This window comes from Paraburkholderia phenoliruptrix (genome assembly GCF_019511605.1).
In the GTDB taxonomy this organism is placed as follows: domain Bacteria; phylum Pseudomonadota; class Gammaproteobacteria; order Burkholderiales; family Burkholderiaceae; genus Paraburkholderia; species Paraburkholderia phenoliruptrix_A.
Genome location: NZ_JAEUAV010000017.1, coordinates 67457 through 82908, shown reverse-complemented (window position 1 = coordinate 82908; position 15452 = coordinate 67457). Strand labels below are relative to the sequence as shown.

Genomic DNA, 15452 nt, shown 5'->3' with positions numbered 1-15452 from the left:
TTCCGGCGCCGCTTCAGGCCCGGCGCGCAATACGTAGAAACCGCGCACTGACCGGGCAAATCGTTCTCATTCTCCAGTGGGCACGTATTGTAACTGAATCACAATCCGGCGCCGCAACTGGTGGAAATCCCTCTGCGGCACCCCGGTATCCCGAAAATATAACGCGCGAACGGTCAAAAAGCGATGGTTGGACATGCACTAATACAGCAGGGTTTTCACGCGTTTTTCACACGTGTGCGCCAGCGCACATTTCGCGGCGGCGCTTTGCTGCCGCGTCGTGCGTGCTGCGCGCTTTACAGTCTGCGTCACAGCCCGAACCAGAGTCGGCTTCACGGCCCGCTTGGTCCAGCTTGAGGCCTGCTTCACGGCGCGCTTCGGGCACACTCCAGGCCCGCCGCTCTACAGCCAACTTCACGAACCGCTTTACCGCTCACTTCACAGCCAGACGACAGCCACGCTCGCTGCCGCTGGCTTTTCGCAGATCAATGGCGCGCAGCCCTGCGATCCGCTATGGATACGCTCAGACGAGGCAGGCGTCGAGGCCGTCGGTAATCAGGTCTTGCGGCAAATCGATGCCGATAAAGACCATCTTGTTGGTCTTCTTCTCGGCCGGCTGCCACTTGGCCGCGAGGTCGCTGCCCATCATCTGGTGCACGCCCTGGAATACGACTTTGCGGTCGACGCCCTTCATATACAGCACGCCCTTGTAGCGCAGCAGGTGCTCGCCGTAGATCTGCAGAATGCCGCCGAGAAAATCTTCGAGCTTGTTCGGATCGAACGGGCGATCGTTGCGGTACACGAACGACTTGATCTTGTCGTCGTGATGCGCGTGATGATGGTGGCCGTGGTGATGCCCTTCGTGGTCGCAATGGCCATGATCATGATCGCAATTTGCGTGGTCGTGATGGTGGTCGTGCGTATGGCCGTGCTCGTCATGCGCATGAGCGTGGTTGTGCGCGTGCTCGTCCTCGGCGAGGAAGTCCGGGTCGATCTCGAGCTTCGAATTCAGATTGAAGCCGCGCAGATCGAAAATTTCCTTGATGTCCGCGTCGCCGAAATTGACCACCTTGATCGCCGCCTTCGGATTCATATGCAGCAGGCGGTGGCGCAGATCGGCGAGTTGCTGTTCGTCGACGAGATCTGACTTCGTGATGAAAAGCCGATCGGCGAAACCCACCTGGCGCTGTACGACTTCGTGCTCGTCCAGCTGATGGTTTGCGTGCTTCGCGTCGACCAGCGTGATGATCGCGTCGAGCAGGAATTCGCCGGCGATCTGGTCGTCCATGAAGAACGTCTGCGCGACCGGGCCGGGATTCGCGAGGCCGGTGGTCTCGATTACCACGCGGTCGAAGTCCAGCTTGCCTGACTGCTTTTGCGCGGCGAGGTCGCCGAGCACGCGCGAGAGGTCGCCGCGGATCGTGCAGCAGATGCAGCCGTTGCTCATCTGAATGATTTGCTCGCTCGTGTCCTGCACGAGGATGTCGTTGTCGATGTTCTCTTCGCCGAACTCGTTTTCGATCACGGCGATCTTCATGCCGTGCTTTTCGTTCAGGATGCGCTTGAGCAGGGTGGTTTTGCCGCTGCCGAGAAAGCCGGTCAGGATGGTGACTGGAATCATGTTGTTCGCCTGTTAGTCGTGAAACGATGCGTAATCGTATGCATACCGGATGCATGAGTTGGGCGCGGCGGCCTCACGGCGCGCAGCCCGTCCAGCCGGTTATTGAAACATATCTGCCCGCGCGGCGCTGGCAGGCGGTAGCCGCAACACGCCGCTGCGCCGTGCCCGAATGCGAAATAACCGTGAAGTTATGGGCGATCAGGCGATTTGCAACAGCAGCCCTTTCAGATATTCACCCTCCGGAAATGCTGTCAGCAAAGGATGGTCCACGCCCGCGCCCAGCCGCTTGAGAATCCGCGCATCGACGCGCGCGTCCGCGGCGGCACTTGCCACGATCTTCTGGAACAGCTCGGAATCGATTGCGCCGGAGCACGAGTACGTGAAAAGCAGGCCGCCCGGGCGCAGCAGCTTGAACCCGGTCAAGTTGATGTCCTTGTAGGCGCGCGACGCGCGGTCCACGTGTTCACGCGAAGGCGCGAATTTCGGCGGATCGAGCACGATCAGATCGAAACGCTCCCCTTCGTCGTACAGGCGGCGCAGCGTCTTGAAAGCGTCCGCGTCGAGCCAGGTCGCACGTTCTGCGTCAAAGCCGTTGGCGGCGACGTTCTGCTGCGCGAGCGCGAGAGCCTCGCCGGACGAATCGATCGACACGACCCGCTTCGCCCCGCCCTTGAGCGCCGCGAGCGAAAAGCCGCCGGTGTAGCAGAAGCAGTTCAGCACTTCGCGGCCCTCGGCAAACTGCTGGACCAGCAGGCGGTTGTCGCGCTGGTCGACGTAGAAACCCGTCTTGTGGCCGTGGCGCACGTCGACGTGATAACGCACGCCGTTTTCTCTGGCGATCAGGGTTTCCGACGGCGCTTCGCCCGCCAGCACGCCGGTGATCTGCTCGAGCCCTTCCTTCTGACGAATCGACACGTCCGAGCGCTCGTAGACGTTCGGACAACCGGTCGCACCGACGAGCGCGGCGACAATCGCGTCCTTCCACGCCTCGACGCCCGCCGCCATGAACTGGCAGACGAGCTGGCTGCGCTGGCCCTCGTCCTCGGCGACGTAGTGATCGACGATCAGGCCCGGCAGGCCGTCCGCTTCGCCGAAAATCAGCCGCACCGCGCCGGTGTCGCGCACCATCGCTTGACGATGCGCGAGCGCGCGCTGCACGCGGCGCTTGAAAAAAGCATGGTCGATCGGCTCCGCCTCGTCGAAACTCCACACGCGCGCGCGGATCTGCGAGTGCGGGCTGTACGCAGCGCGCGCGAGAAACCGGCCGTCGTGCGCGCGCACCAGCACCGTCGCGCCGGGCGCGGGATGGCCGTCAATGCGGTCGATGGCGTTCGCATAGACCCACGGGTGGCGGCGCAGCAGCGATTTTTCTTTAGACGGTTTGAGCGTAACGGTATTCATGAGGTGTCAGCAGAGCAAGAGGCCGTGCGAGCGGCTGCGCGCGCGGCGGATGAAGCGGGGCGGCGACTGTTGTCCGGCCGCCGAAGCGGCGTCAGTCGCGTTTTTTGGCGCGCGGATGCGCCTGATCGTAGACCCGCGCGAGGTGCTGGAAGTCGAGGCCCGTGTACACCTGCGTTGCCGTGATGCTCGCGTGGCCGAGCAATTCCTGCACGGCGCGCAGATCGCCGCTCGACTGCAGCACGTGCGTGGCGAACGAATGCCGCAACACATGCGGATGCACGTTGGCGGGAATGCCGGCGACCAGCGCCGCCCGCTTCACGCGCTCCCGGACCACGTTCGGCGACAGGCGATTGCCGCGCGCCGACAGAAACAGCGGATGCGGGTCGAGCCTGACCATCTGGTCGCGCACCGCGAGCCAGGCGTTCAGCGCTTCGAGCGCCTTGCTGCCGACCGGCACTATGCGGCGCCGGTTGCCCTTGCCTAGCACCTCCACTTCCGCCGAATCGAGCTTGAGCCAGCCGGCCGAGCGGTAGCCGTCGGCGTCGGCGAAACGCACGTCGAGGCCGACCAGTTCCGCCAGACGCAACCCGGACGAGTAGAAGAGCTCGAGCATTGCGTGATCGCGCAATCCTTCGGCCGACGCGGCCGGCGGCGCTTCCATCAGGCGGTTCGCGTCGTCGACGGACAGCGCCTTGGGCAACGTCTTGGGCTGCTTCGGCGCGCGCACGGTGGCAACCGGATTGGCCGGCAGATCGACGCGCCCCGCGAGCCAGCGGTAAAACGCGCGCCATGCCGACAGGCGGTGACTGATCGAGCGTGCCGTGAGGCCGCCCGCATGTGCGCGCGCCACGGCGCCGCGAATGTCGACGGCGGTGAGGCTCTGGAGCGGCCGGCCTTTCGCGAGCAGCCGCAATTCGTCCAGTTCGTGCGTGTAGCCGCGCAACGTGTGCGCCGACAGCCGCCGCTCGTGTTCGAGGTTCGACAAATAAGCGGCGATGAAGTCGGTTTCGGTCACGATAGGCGGTGTTGGGCTCGCTGACTGTGGCTGGCGGCTGCGGCTGGGCGATGACGGCGGCTGACGCGTGCGCTCGCCGGCTCAGCGCGGCAGCAAACGGCTGAGCGCGGCGCTTGCCAGCGCGCCGATCTGCGTGAGGAAGTCCGTGGCCATGCCGTCGTGAAAGCGCCGGGCGTCCGCAGATCCCATTACCAGCAGGCCGAACACCGGCGCGTCTTCGCTGGCTTCGGGGTCGCGCAATGCGAGCAGCGCAATCGATTCGGTTGCGTGCGCCGGCTCGGGCGCGGCGCCGCCCGCCGGGTTCTCGTCCGATGCCGCGGCTGCCGGGACGAGCCACTGCGCCGCCTCGAAGCCGGTGTTCGCGCCGCAGTAAGGCGCCGTCAGGCTGTTCGCGAAGATTCGCACTTCCTCGCCGACGTGGCGCGCAAAATCCGCCTGTGCGTAGGGCTCGGCAACGTCCCAGACGCGCAGCGCCGCTTGCGGCACGTCGAAGATCTCGCGCAGGCCGTTGGCGATAGTGCGCGGCAGCGCGTACGGATCGCGCTCCGCCATCACGCGGATGGTCCAGCGGTTGAACTTGGCGGCGATGCTGTCGTTCTCGTGGCCGTAGCGCAGCAGTTCGGCGAGACGGCGTTCGAGATGCTTGTTCTTGTCGCGCAGCATTTCCATCTGCCGCTCCTGCAGCGACACCGCGGCCTTGCCGTGTGGGTTCGCGAGCCGGATGGTCGCGAGCACTTCCGCGTGTTCGGCGAAGAATTCGGGATTGGCGAGCAGATATTCGGCGACTTCGCGATCGTTCATGGTTTCGGCTAAAGGACTACGGGGGACGACGCCTTCATGCGACGCGTCGATCAATGAGTTAATGAATCGTGCAGGAACGCTTGAGCGGCCCGCGCTCAATCGACCCTCAATCGACCTTCAATCGGCCAGTTCTATTTCGCCCTGGAAAACGGTGGTGGCCGGGCCCGCCATCAAAAGCGGTTCGCTTTCCTGACTGCTGTCCCACGAGATAGTGAGCTTGCCGCCATGCGTATGAACCAGCACCGGCGAGTCGAGCAGTCCGCGGCGAATGCCCGCGGCCACCGCCGCGCATGCGCCCGTGCCGCAGGCCAGGGTTTCGCCGGCGCCGCGCTCGTAGACGCGCAGTTTGATTTCGCTGCGGCCGACAATCTGCATGAAGCCCGCGTTCACCCGCTGCGGAAAACGCGCATGGCGCTCGATCACCGGACCTTCGACCAGCACGGGGAATGCTTCTACGTCGTCCACCACTTGCACCGCGTGTGGATTGCCCATCGACACGACCGAAATCCAGCGCGTGGTGCCGTTCACATCCAGCGGCCACAGCGTGTCCGCTCCTTCGCGCCGGCCCTGGATACCCTTGGTCGCAAACGGCACGCGCTCCGGCTCGAACACCGGCGCGCCCATGTCGACAAGCACTTCGCCGTTTTCCTGCATGGTGAGCGTGATAGTGCCTTTCTGCACTTGCACGCGGACACTGCGCTGATCGGTCAGGCCGCTGTCGCGCACGAATTTCACGAAGCAGCGCGCGCCGTTGCCGCAATGCTCGACTTCGCCGCCGTCGCAATTGAAGATGCGATATCTGAAATCGACGCCTTCCACCGTCGGTTTTTCGACCAGCAGCAATTGGTCGGCACCGACGCCGAAGTGCCGGTCCGCGAGCGCGCGCACCTGCGCCGGGCTCAGGTTGACCGGTTGGGTGTAGCCGTCGAGCACGACGAAGTCGTTACCCGCGCCGTGCATTTTGGTGAATTTCAGTTTCATCACGCTATTGTAAGTGACGCGCTTGTCCGTGAGCCGAACGCCGCTGTATTTCGCCGCGTGGCTGCTTCGCAGGCCGACTCCACGCCTTGCCAGCTTCGTTCAATAGACGCCCGGCACGCCCGGCGGCCGTGTTTTGAAACGCTTGTGGACCCAGTAGTACTGCTCGGGCATGGAAGGAATCTGTTCTTCAAGAAACGCGTTCATGCGCCGCGCGTCGGCGTCGTCGTCGCCGGTCGGGTAGTTGTCCCACGGCTTGAACACCCGCAGGCGATAACCCTTGTAGTTCGGCAGCACTTCGCCGATGAACGGCACGACTTGCGCATGCCCGACCTTCGCGAGCCGGCCCACTGCGGTCAGCGTGCAGGTGGGCACGCCGAAGAACGGCACGAAAGTCGAATTACGCGCGCCGTAGTCCATGTCGGCGCCCAGCATGACCGGCTTGCGCTCGCGCAGCCAGCGCAGCACGATGCGCGCGCTGTCCGCGCGGCTCGCCATGTCCGCGCCAAAACGTGCGCGCGCCGCCTTGGCGACTTCCTCGAGTTCGGGATTCGACATCGGCTGATAAAGCGAGCCGCATTGGCGCTTGAGCGAGTAATTGAGGAAGATCGAGCCCGCCTCGATACCCACGAAGTGAAAGCCGAGAAAGAGGGTGGGCGGCAGGTTCGGGTCGGTCAGGTCGATTGCGCTGTCCACCTGAATCAGCTTCTCCAGCTTCTTCGCCGAGCCGAACCACTGCACGCTGCGCTCGAGATAGCTGCGGATCGCGTGGCGGAAATGCTTTTGCGCGACCTCTTCGCGGCGCTCGTCGCTCCATTCGGGAAAGCACAGCTTGAGATTAGTGTGGACGATGCGCTTGCGCCGGCTCGGGATCTGATACAGCAGCCAGCCGAGTCCGTCGCCCAGACGCGCGACGAAACCATAGGGCAACAGGGCAAACAGTTTGAGCAGGCCAATCGCGAGCCGGGGGCCGAAGCGGCTCAGCATGCGGCCTCCGGGAAGGCCTTGCGCGCGACTGGGTTCAGGAAAGCAGTGAAGTTGACGTAATACCGCACTCGTGAGCACTCTGTGACAATCATTGGAAGTCGCTATAATAAGGGCTTCGCCGAGTTAATAGACAACTTGCGGGGCGAAGCCAGGCGGTGCGATCCACGTGATTCGCGCCGGCCGGTAAGGTAATCCGCTAAAGCGTCGCCGCTTCAGGCTCCCGAAGCTGGCTACGTGAATATCAACCGTAACCACAAAACAGGAGTCTGCAACGTGGCAAACGACTATCTCTTCACCTCCGAATCCGTTTCTGAAGGCCATCCCGACAAGGTCGCGGACCAGATCTCAGACGCGATTCTCGACGCCATCCTGTCGCAGGACAAATACTCGCGTGTCGCGGCGGAAACGCTGTGCAACACCGGGCTGGTGGTGCTCGCGGGTGAAATCACCACGACCGCGAACGTCGACTACATTCAGATCGCGCGCAACACGATCAAGCGCATCGGCTACGACAACACCGACTACGGTATCGACTACCGCGGCTGCGCCGTGCTCGTCGCGTACGACAAGCAGTCGCCGGACATCGCGCAGGGCGTGGACCGCGCGCACGACAACAACCTCGATCAGGGCGCGGGCGACCAGGGCCTGATGTTCGGTTACGCGTGCGAGGAAACGCCGGAACTGATGCCGTTGCCGATCCACCTGTCGCATCGTCTGGTGGAACGCCAGGCCAATCTGCGCCGCGACGGCCGCCTGCCGTGGCTGCGTCCGGACGCGAAGTCGCAGGTCACCGTGCGTTACGTGGACGGCAAGCCACATTCCATCGACACGGTCGTGCTGTCCACGCAACATTCGCCGGACATTGATCTGGGCACGCTGCGCGAAGCGGTGATCGAAGAAGTCATCAAGCCGACGCTGCCGGCGAATCTCATCAAGGGCGACATCAAGTTCCTCGTGAACCCGACCGGCCGGTTTGTGATCGGCGGCCCGCAAGGCGATTGCGGTCTGACGGGGCGCAAGATCATCGTCGACACGTACGGTGGTGCGGCCCCCCACGGCGGCGGCGCGTTCTCGGGCAAGGATCCGTCGAAGGTCGACCGCTCGGCTGCATACGCCGGCCGCTACGTCGCAAAGAACATCGTGGCCGCGGGCCTTGCGTCGCGCTGCCTGATCCAGGTGTCGTACGCAATCGGCGTGGCGCAGCCGACCTCGGTCATGGTCAACACGTTCGGCACCGGCCGCGTGTCGGACGCCACCATCACGCGTCTCGTGCAGGAGCATTTCGATCTGCGTCCGAAGGGCATCATCCAGATGCTCGATCTGCTGCGTCCGGTCTACGAGAAGAGCGCAGCTTATGGTCACTTCGGCCGCGAAGAGCCGGAATTCACGTGGGAAGCCACGGACAAGGCGCTGGCGTTGGCGGAAGCCGCCGGCACGGAGCCGGTCGCCGCATTGGCGGACTAACGAAAGAACCGCCGCTCGCGTAGGGCGGTTTTTTTCAAACCGGATAGTCAGCCTGACTGAAACGGCCCGATCGGCTTTACGCCGATCGGGCCGTTTTTCTTGAGGCGTTGATTCGCCGCGTATGTGGTTTGGCTGCGCATCCCGCGTCGCCAGGTCGAATCGACGCGGCCAGCCACATCAGGAAACGCCAGGAAACGTTACATCGCGCTGAGCCGTGCATGTGCACGCTCGGCTCAGGCGCATTGTCGCGACGCTGGCAGGCGCGCTTTCTCGCTCTAGCTATAGCTCTAGCGCGTCGCGAAGGCGAACGCAAACCAGCCGGTGCTGCCGCTCGTGGACATGCGGCGCGGACGGCGGCTCGCGCGCTGCGAGCGCGTCGCGACGGGCGCGCGTGGGGTCGTCGTCAGACGCAGCGGTGTGGGCTTGCGCAGCAGCGTGCGCAGCGACAGCGGGCGCGCACCGCCGCGCATACGCAAAGCGGAGAAGAAAGAGTTGAACCAGGTGCGGATGCCGTCGACTGCTTTCGCGTCGCGCCATTGTTCGCCGAGGGCTCGCGTGCGCGTAGCGTGATGACGCAGCGCGCGCACGACGTGACGGCGTGCCGGACGGGCCGCTTTCAGGGCGGCGCGGGTAAAACGTGTGCTCAGGAGAGTGTGCATGGCTTTACAGATAGGCAGCGTGTCGCGCGATGGAATGTGCGCCAGTAGTAGCACCAGGTGTGCCAATGGCGGTCTCTCGACGGACGACGCGTAAGCCCGAAACTGGGTGAAGAACTGCGCGATGAAACATGCCGGGATGGATCGCGCCTTCGGGCTGCAAGGCCCGTGAGACGCAAAGGCAGGCGGGAGTAGCGATCAACATGCGTGCAGGCTACACGTGATTCATGACGTCTGAAAGTCGGTTTTTACCCTGCGAGTACGGGTTTTCACCGAGCCGCGCGGCGTCTGCGGCCCGAACTGGCACCTGTTGTCGCAGCACGATTAGCGTGCGCGGTTGCACAGCCGGCGTGCGGGCGCAGCCTGTGCGCCGCATGCAATTAGTGCGACGCCTGGAGATCTACATCAAACCTCCGACGAAACGCGGCGGTGAAACAGCAGGCGGTATGATCGCGCCCGTTTTACAATCGAAGATCGGTTAGTCGACGCTCACGGAACACCATGTCACTCCATTCGAAGAAAGAGCAGATCCACACGCTGCGTGAGCAGGGCTTTGTCGTCGTGCCCGGCCTCGTGTCGGCAGAGCGTTGCGAGCAAATGAAACAGGTCGCGCAACGTCAGTTGGAGGAAGCCGCCGCGCCCATCGAGTTCGAGGCGGACCTGCAATATCCCGGTGCGCCGTCTTCCAAGCTCGCACCCGGCGGTCATACCGTGCGGCGCTTGCTGGACGCATATGGGCGCGATGCCAGTTTCGCGCAGTGGGCAACCGCGCCCGAAATTCGCGGCTGGATGGAGCTGTATTTCGGTGAAGAGCCGCGCCTATCCCGCGCGCATCACAATTGCATGATGACCAAACACCCGGCGTATGGCAGTCTGACCGGCTGGCATCGCGACGTGCGTTACTGGTCGTTCGAGCGCGACGACCTGGTTTCGGTGTGGCTCGCGCTCGGCAATGAAACCGTGGACAACGGCGCGCTCTGGTTCGTGCCGGGCTCGCACAGCGCCGCCTTCACGGGCGAGCGCTTTGACGCGGCCAAGTTCTTCCGCTCCGACCTCGAAGAAAATCAGGAGTGGATTCGCGCCGCCGTATCGCCCGAACTGAAAGCGGGGGACGTGGTGTTTTTCCACTGCAATACGCTGCACTCCGCGGGCAAGAACCTGAGCGATCAGGTGAAATTCTCGCTGGTGTTCACCTATCACGGCGCGAGCAATGTGCCGTTGCCGGGCACGCGTTCGGCAGCGAAGCCTGAAATCGCTTTCTGATTCGGACAGCTGACGCTTTGCGGCGGCGTGTTGCGCGCACAACCCGCGCGCCCGCGCAACGCCGCCGCCATTTCACGCGCAGCGCTTAGCGCTTGCGCCCCGACAACGCCATACCCGTAATGCCCGCGAGCGTGGCCACCACGCCGCCGACAATCAGCATGATCGCCTTGTTCGACGGCGAGCCCGTGAAGACGCGCGACACGTCGCTGCTCACTGAATTGAAAGCCTGCCCGCCAAAGTACAGCAGCAGTACGCCGCCGACAATCAGCGCAATTGAAATTGCCTTCGTCATATAACGCTCCCTAAGCTTGACCGCGCAAAGTGTAGGGGACGTGAAAGCCCTCGTCCATCCTCTGCGTGGCGCTCTGCAGCCAGCGCGTCGATTGGCTACCATAGCGGTCTGACCACATACAACAACGAACTCACAGCAGCACGCCTCCCGCAGCATGCGATTGCCCATGCCCGAGATCACCGGGCGCCATCATCATCAAGGACATCAGCAATGGCTTACGAAGCAGCTTCCGAACGCTATTCGGACATGCAGTACCGCGTGTGCGGCAAGTCGGGCCTCAAACTTCCCGCGCTGTCGCTCGGCTTGTGGCACAACTTCGGCGACACTACGCCGCTTTCCACGCAGCGCGAAATTCTGCGCACAGCGTTCGATCTCGGCATCACGCACTTCGATCTGGCGAACAACTACGGGCCGCCGTACGGCAGCGCCGAAACCAACTTCGGCCGGCATTTCAAGGACGACTTCAAGCCCTATCGCGACGAACTGCTGATTTCTTCGAAGGCCGGCTGGGATATGTGGCCGGGTCCATATGGACAAGGCGGCGGCTCGCGCAAATACGTGCTCGCGAGTCTGGATCAGAGCCTCAAGCGCATGGGGCTCGACTACGTCGACATCTTCTATTCGCATCGCTTCGACGCGCACACGCCGCTCGAAGAAACCGCGGGTGCGTTGGCGAGCGCCGTACAGCAGGGCAAGGCGCTGTACATCGGCATTTCGTCGTACTCGGCAAGCAAGACGCTCGAAATGACGAAGCTGCTCGCCGAATACAAGGTGCCGCTCCTGATTCATCAGCCCGCGTACAACATGCTCAATCGCTGGATAGAACGCGAATTGCTCGACACGCTCGAACAGGTCGGCGCGGGCACGATTGCGTTCACGCCGCTCGCGCAAGGTCTGCTGACCGGCAAGTATCTGAACGGCGTGCCGCAGGACGCGCGCGTGAACAAGCCCGGCGGCGCGTCCCTGAAGCAGGAGCATTTGAGCGCGGAAAATATCGAGCACGTGCGCAAGCTGAACGAAATCGCGCAACGTCGCGGCCAGAGCCTCGCGCAAATGGCGCTCGCATGGGCGTTGCGCGATCCGCGCGTGACCTCGGTGCTGATCGGCGCGAGCCGCGCGGAACAGGTGCGTGAAAACGTCGGTGCGTTGAAGAACCTCGCGTTCTCGAAAGAGGAACTCGCGGAGATCGACCGCTATGCGACCGAAGGCGGCATCAACCTGTGGGAGAAACCGTCGACGGATCAGGCAATCTGAGCCCGGCGCCGCCGCCTCGCGAACGAAGACAAAGCCGCCGTCAAGGCGGCTTTTTTTTCGCAGACGCCAGGCTCCAGACGCTAGACGAGCGCGGGCAAACCTTCCACCAGCATCACCGCGAAGACGACACCGAGCAGCGCACCGAGCACACGCAGCACGTTGTGCCTCAACTCCGTCTTGCAAGGCAGCGCGCCGACGAACAGGGCCCCGGCCAGCGCCATCGGAATGACCAGAATGAAGTCGCCAATCGTGAAGTAGGTCGTCATACTCGTCTCCATTTATTTTGACGGCGAAAGCAGCGACTCTGATTGAGCTGTGCGCTGCCGACGCCCGATTCGAGTATAGGTGACGCCAGAAGCGCCGTAGCCGTGTGCCGAAGCCCGCTCACGCCGCTTCGCAAACCGCTGAACTCAACGCCCGCAAGGCTTGCAACGGTTATGGCGGCGCAGCAAAAAGGCGCCGAAAAAATGAAGCGTTTGCTTACGCAGCCCTTACTTTTTATCGATTTTCGATGCGCCGCGAATCGCCGGGGCACTCGCTGTCCGGCCGCAGCCGCCGCGCGTTCGGCTCAACCGTGAGCCGGGTCTAGCCGGCCGAGTCTGAGCGCCGCCAGCATGCCGATGACGAGCAGCGCGGCAACGAGTGCGGCGACGCCGCTCCATCCAAAACCAGCCCACATGTGGCCGCCATATGAGCCGACCACGCTGGAGCCGATGTAGTACGCAAGCAGGTAGAGCGCGGCTGCCTGGCCCTTCGCCTCTTTCGCAAGACGCCCGACCCAGCCGCTTGCCACCGCGTGTCCGGCAAAGAACCCGAACGTCACGCACGCAATGCCGCCGACAATCGCCGCAAGCGCGGTGAATGTGGTGAGCGCGAGCCCCGCGCCCATCAGCAGCAAGCTCGCCGCGAGTACGCGGGCGCGCCCGAACGTGTCGGCCATGCGGCCTGACCACGGCGACGCGACCACGCCCGTCAGATACACCACGAAGATCGCGCCTATCTCCGTCTGACTCAGGCGGTACGGCGGCGCGAGCAGCCGGTAGCCGATGTAGTTGTACAGCGTGACGAAGCTGCCCATCAGCACGAAGCCGAGCAGGAACAGCAAGGGCAAGCCCGGCCGTGTGAACTGGCGCAACAGCGCGCTGCGGTGATGCGTGAAGCCGAGTCCGCGCCGCGGCACGAAATGGCGCGACGGCGGCAGCAGCGCGCGAAACGCGAGCATCGACAGAAGGCCGAGCACGCCGATCGTGCCGATCGCGACGCGCCACGAGAACAGATCGGCGACCACGCCGGTGATCACGCGCCCCGCCATTCCGCCGATGGCGGTGCCGCCGACATACAAACCCATCGCGAGGCCGAGACCGTCGGGGTGCACTTCCTCAGCGAGATAGGCCATGGCGACAGCCGGCACGCCGCCGAGCGCAAGACCTTCGAGCGCGCGCAACACGAGCAGTTGATGCCACTGCGGCGCAATCGACACGCCGATGGTCAACAGCGCCGAAACGGTCAACGACATCGTCATCAGCTTGTGACGGCTCCAGCCTTCGGAGACGAAGCCCGCCGTGAAGATGGAGAACGCGAGCGCCGCCGTCGAAAGCGAGACGGTGAGGCTGCTTTGCGCAGGCGTCACGTTGAACGCCGACGAAAACGACGGCAACAGCGGCTGCACGCAATACAGCAATGAAAACGTGGCGTAGCCCGCAAACAGCAGGGCGATGCTGGCGCGCCAGTAGGCGCGGGTGCCGCGTTCAAGATAAGGCGTATCGGATGCGTTGGGCACGACAGAAAGAACCAGGACCAAATGCGGAAAAGACAGAGCGCAAAACGGCCGCGAAGTCAGAGCACTTCACAGTATCCGTCCGGTATCGTCATGACGGATATTCGCCAGACGCCGCGCCTGCAAAGCAGTTAAGGATACGCTGAAAATGGCGCGGCGGTGTGCGAAAACACGCGAGTGGTGCGCAAGCGCACCGTTTTTGATGTCTGCGCCCGGCAGGGTTTATGATGGTCTCGTCGCGACGCCGCGCGCCGCGACGAATCCGCGGAAACGACGGGTGAAACGCCCTGAGTTCCCGCTATCAAGGGCCCCGCAAAACGGGAACAATGACTCGAAGCTCTCACGCGTATTCACGCGCAGCAGTTTGGGTGCGTACGCAACGTTACCGGCGAAGCGGCGCTTTTATCATCACCTTGACCGGCAAGAATCCATAAAGCCGGCTATGGGAGAACGGGGAAACATCATGCAAATCGGTTCCATTGTCCGATCGGTGCATATCGCCGTGCCACAAGGCGCGCGCGGAATCGTCATGCGCATTCTCGGCGACATGGCCATGGTGGCGTGGTATGCCGGCGAGCCCGGCGCTTCGCCGCAACTGAACACCGAACCCTTTTTCCTCGAAGACCTGATCGACACCGGCGAACTGGTGCGTCCGTCGAGCGCGCAGATGCATTAACGCGGTCGCGGTATCGCGCGTCTGCCGTTTCACCTCGCAGACGCGCGCCGCAAATCGCGCGACACTCGTCTTTGACGGCCGCGCGGCGCACAATGCGGGCATGAACGACATTCTCGATCCACAGGACGGCGCCGCGCGCACCGTGCCTTTCGCCCGGCTCCAGCCGGAGCTCGTGCTCGATGCACTCGACAGCGTGCTCGCCACGGTCGGCGTGCGCACCGACGGGCGCATGCTGCCGCTCAACAGCTACGAAAACCGCGTTTATCAGGTGGGCGTGGAAGACGGGCCGCCGGTGGTCGCCAAGTTCTATCGTCCCGAGCGTTGGAGCGACGCCGCCATTCTGGAAGAGCATGCGTTCGTCGCCGAGCTGGCTGCGCGGGAAATTCCCGCCGTGCCGGCACGCGTCTTCGAAGGCCGCACGCTGCATACGTTCGAGGGCTTCCGTTTTTCGATTTTCGAGCGCCGTGGCGGACGCGCGCCGGACCTCGACCGTCGCGATACGCTCGAGTGGCTGGGCCGTTTTATCGGCCGGATTCATGCGGTCGGGCAGACGCAGCACTACACGGAGCGCCCCGCGCTCGACATTCAAACGTTCGGCTACGAGCCGCGCGATTTCCTGCTTGCGCACAGCTTCATTCCCGATGACGTGCGCGACGCCTGGCAGACCGTCGTCAATCTGGCGCTGGAAGGCGTCGAGCGTGCCTTTGAGCGCGCGGGCGAGATCCGCACGCTGCGCATGCACGGCGACTGTCATCCGAGCAATGTGCTGTGGACCGACGCGGGGCCGCATTTCGTGGACTTCGACGACAGCCGCATGGGCCCGGCCGTGCAGGATTTGTGGCTGCTGCTGCCGGGCGAGCCCGCCGAGGCGTCGCGTGCGCTCGCCGATCTGCTCGCGGGCTACGAGGACTTCTGCGACTTCGAGCCGCGCGAGCTGCATCTGGTCGAAGCGTTGCGCACGCTGCGCCTGATTCACTACCAGGCGTGGCTCGCGCGTCGCTGGGACGATCCTGCGTTCCCGGCGGCGTTTCCCTGGTTTAACACGCAGCGGTACTGGGAAGACCGCATTCTCGAAATGCGCGAGCAGTTGGGTGCGATGCAGGAGGGGCCGCTGTGGCCGGTCTAGCAAGCGTCGGCAGGCGCGCGCGATTGCGCATAGGCGCACGGTAGCCTGCGCGGGCGTGCGCGTGGATGGCTGACGCGCTGATCGCGCATCCTATCCGCCGGGCGCAAGCCTCACGCGCCCATCGTTCTGTAACCGCGCCGCCAA

15 protein-coding genes are annotated in these 15452 nt (G+C 63.7%); 5 read left to right on the top strand and 10 right to left on the bottom strand.

Annotation, left to right across the window (positions count from 1 at the left end; translation table 11 throughout):
• Positions 1-520: 520 nt before the first annotated feature.
• From JNB89_RS20675 to JNB89_RS20650, 6 genes are all read right to left on the bottom strand, one after another.
• Positions 521-1618, bottom strand: coding sequence for a CobW family GTP-binding protein (locus JNB89_RS20675; protein ID WP_220363449.1), 1098 nt, complete (start codon positions 1616-1618; stop codon positions 521-523).
• Positions 1619-1816: 198 nt separating this feature from the next.
• Positions 1817-3019, bottom strand: a complete 1203-nt coding sequence (locus JNB89_RS20670) for a class I SAM-dependent rRNA methyltransferase (RefSeq protein ID WP_220363448.1) — start codon at positions 3017-3019, stop codon at positions 1817-1819.
• 91 nt (positions 3020-3110) lie between these two features.
• On the bottom strand, positions 3111-4034 hold the full coding sequence (gene xerC / locus JNB89_RS20665; protein WP_220363447.1) for a tyrosine recombinase XerC: 924 nt from the start codon (positions 4032-4034) through the stop codon (positions 3111-3113).
• Positions 4035-4115: 81 nt separating this feature from the next.
• Positions 4116-4835, bottom strand: coding sequence for a DUF484 family protein (locus JNB89_RS20660; protein WP_220363446.1), 720 nt, complete (start codon positions 4833-4835; stop codon positions 4116-4118).
• Between the two features lie 117 nt (positions 4836-4952).
• A complete protein-coding gene (gene dapF / locus JNB89_RS20655; RefSeq protein ID WP_013337757.1) occupies positions 4953-5816 on the bottom strand; it encodes a diaminopimelate epimerase in 864 nt (287 codons plus the stop codon).
• A 99-nt stretch (positions 5817-5915) separates the two neighbouring features.
• The gene (locus JNB89_RS20650) at positions 5916-6800 is read right to left on the bottom strand and encodes a lipid A biosynthesis lauroyl acyltransferase (protein WP_013337758.1); all 885 of its coding nucleotides are present in this window, start codon (positions 6798-6800) and stop codon (positions 5916-5918) included.
• Positions 6801-7073: 273 nt separating this feature from the next.
• Here JNB89_RS20650 and metK point away from each other — a divergent pair, with 273 nt between their 5' ends.
• On the top strand, positions 7074-8264 hold the full coding sequence (gene metK / locus JNB89_RS20645; protein WP_135892447.1) for a methionine adenosyltransferase: 1191 nt from the start codon (positions 7074-7076) through the stop codon (positions 8262-8264).
• A 287-nt stretch (positions 8265-8551) separates the two neighbouring features.
• On the opposite strand, the gene JNB89_RS20640 is transcribed toward metK, so the two are convergent.
• Complete coding sequence (locus JNB89_RS20640) at positions 8552-8923, bottom strand: hypothetical protein (RefSeq protein ID WP_013337760.1); 372 nt, start codon at positions 8921-8923, stop codon at positions 8552-8554.
• Between the two features lie 498 nt (positions 8924-9421).
• On the opposite strand from JNB89_RS20640, the gene JNB89_RS20635 reads away from it, so the two are divergent.
• On the top strand, positions 9422-10183 hold the full coding sequence (locus JNB89_RS20635) for a phytanoyl-CoA dioxygenase family protein (protein WP_220363445.1): 762 nt from the start codon (positions 9422-9424) through the stop codon (positions 10181-10183).
• 85 nt (positions 10184-10268) lie between these two features.
• Here the strand turns inward: JNB89_RS20635 and JNB89_RS20630 are convergent, their stop codons facing one another.
• On the bottom strand, positions 10269-10475 hold the full coding sequence (locus JNB89_RS20630; protein ID WP_013337762.1) for a DUF3185 family protein: 207 nt from the start codon (positions 10473-10475) through the stop codon (positions 10269-10271).
• Between the two features lie 210 nt (positions 10476-10685).
• On the opposite strand from JNB89_RS20630, the gene mgrA reads away from it, so the two are divergent.
• Positions 10686-11729: an L-glyceraldehyde 3-phosphate reductase gene (mgrA, locus tag JNB89_RS20625; RefSeq protein WP_135892445.1), complete on the top strand. Its 1044-nt coding sequence runs from the start codon at positions 10686-10688 to the stop codon at positions 11727-11729.
• A gap of 80 nt (positions 11730-11809) precedes the next feature.
• On the opposite strand, the gene JNB89_RS20620 is transcribed toward mgrA, so the two are convergent.
• Both JNB89_RS20620 and JNB89_RS20615 read right to left on the bottom strand, forming a co-directional pair.
• The gene (locus tag JNB89_RS20620; RefSeq protein ID WP_013337764.1) at positions 11810-11995 is read right to left on the bottom strand and encodes a hypothetical protein; all 186 of its coding nucleotides are present in this window, start codon (positions 11993-11995) and stop codon (positions 11810-11812) included.
• Between the two features lie 302 nt (positions 11996-12297).
• Complete coding sequence (locus JNB89_RS20615; RefSeq protein WP_220363444.1) at positions 12298-13509, bottom strand: MFS transporter; 1212 nt, start codon at positions 13507-13509, stop codon at positions 12298-12300.
• Positions 13510-13969: 460 nt separating this feature from the next.
• Here JNB89_RS20615 and JNB89_RS20610 point away from each other — a divergent pair, with 460 nt between their 5' ends.
• Both JNB89_RS20610 and JNB89_RS20605 read left to right on the top strand, forming a co-directional pair.
• The gene (locus JNB89_RS20610) at positions 13970-14182 is read left to right on the top strand and encodes a hypothetical protein (RefSeq protein WP_006050502.1); all 213 of its coding nucleotides are present in this window, start codon (positions 13970-13972) and stop codon (positions 14180-14182) included.
• Between the two features lie 100 nt (positions 14183-14282).
• Positions 14283-15308, top strand: a complete 1026-nt coding sequence (locus JNB89_RS20605; RefSeq protein WP_220363443.1) for a serine/threonine protein kinase — start codon at positions 14283-14285, stop codon at positions 15306-15308.
• Positions 15309-15452: the final 144 nt, after the last annotated feature.

What these genes read in the sequence shown, in the direction of transcription:
- JNB89_RS20675 (WP_220363449.1), bottom strand. Translation starts at nt 1,618, where the DNA reads ATGATTCCAGTCACCATCCTGACCGGCTTTCTCGGCAGCGGCAAAACC.
- JNB89_RS20670 (WP_220363448.1), bottom strand. Translation starts at nt 3,019, where the DNA reads ATGAATACCGTTACGCTCAAACCGTCTAAAGAAAAATCGCTGCTGCGC.
- JNB89_RS20660 (WP_220363446.1), bottom strand. Translation starts at nt 4,835, where the DNA reads ATGAACGATCGCGAAGTCGCCGAATATCTGCTCGCCAATCCCGAATTC.
- dapF (WP_013337757.1), bottom strand. Translation starts at nt 5,816, where the DNA reads ATGAAACTGAAATTCACCAAAATGCACGGCGCGGGTAACGACTTCGTC.
- JNB89_RS20650 (WP_013337758.1), bottom strand. Translation starts at nt 6,800, where the DNA reads ATGCTGAGCCGCTTCGGCCCCCGGCTCGCGATTGGCCTGCTCAAACTG.
- JNB89_RS20640 (WP_013337760.1), bottom strand. Translation starts at nt 8,923, where the DNA reads ATGCACACTCTCCTGAGCACACGTTTTACCCGCGCCGCCCTGAAAGCG.
- JNB89_RS20635 (WP_220363445.1), top strand. Translation starts at nt 9,422, where the DNA reads ATGTCACTCCATTCGAAGAAAGAGCAGATCCACACGCTGCGTGAGCAG.
- JNB89_RS20630 (WP_013337762.1), bottom strand. Translation starts at nt 10,475, where the DNA reads ATGACGAAGGCAATTTCAATTGCGCTGATTGTCGGCGGCGTACTGCTG.
- mgrA (WP_135892445.1), top strand. Translation starts at nt 10,686, where the DNA reads ATGGCTTACGAAGCAGCTTCCGAACGCTATTCGGACATGCAGTACCGC.
- JNB89_RS20620 (WP_013337764.1), bottom strand. Translation starts at nt 11,995, where the DNA reads ATGACGACCTACTTCACGATTGGCGACTTCATTCTGGTCATTCCGATG.
- JNB89_RS20610 (WP_006050502.1), top strand. Translation starts at nt 13,970, where the DNA reads ATGCAAATCGGTTCCATTGTCCGATCGGTGCATATCGCCGTGCCACAA.
- JNB89_RS20605 (WP_220363443.1), top strand. Translation starts at nt 14,283, where the DNA reads ATGAACGACATTCTCGATCCACAGGACGGCGCCGCGCGCACCGTGCCT.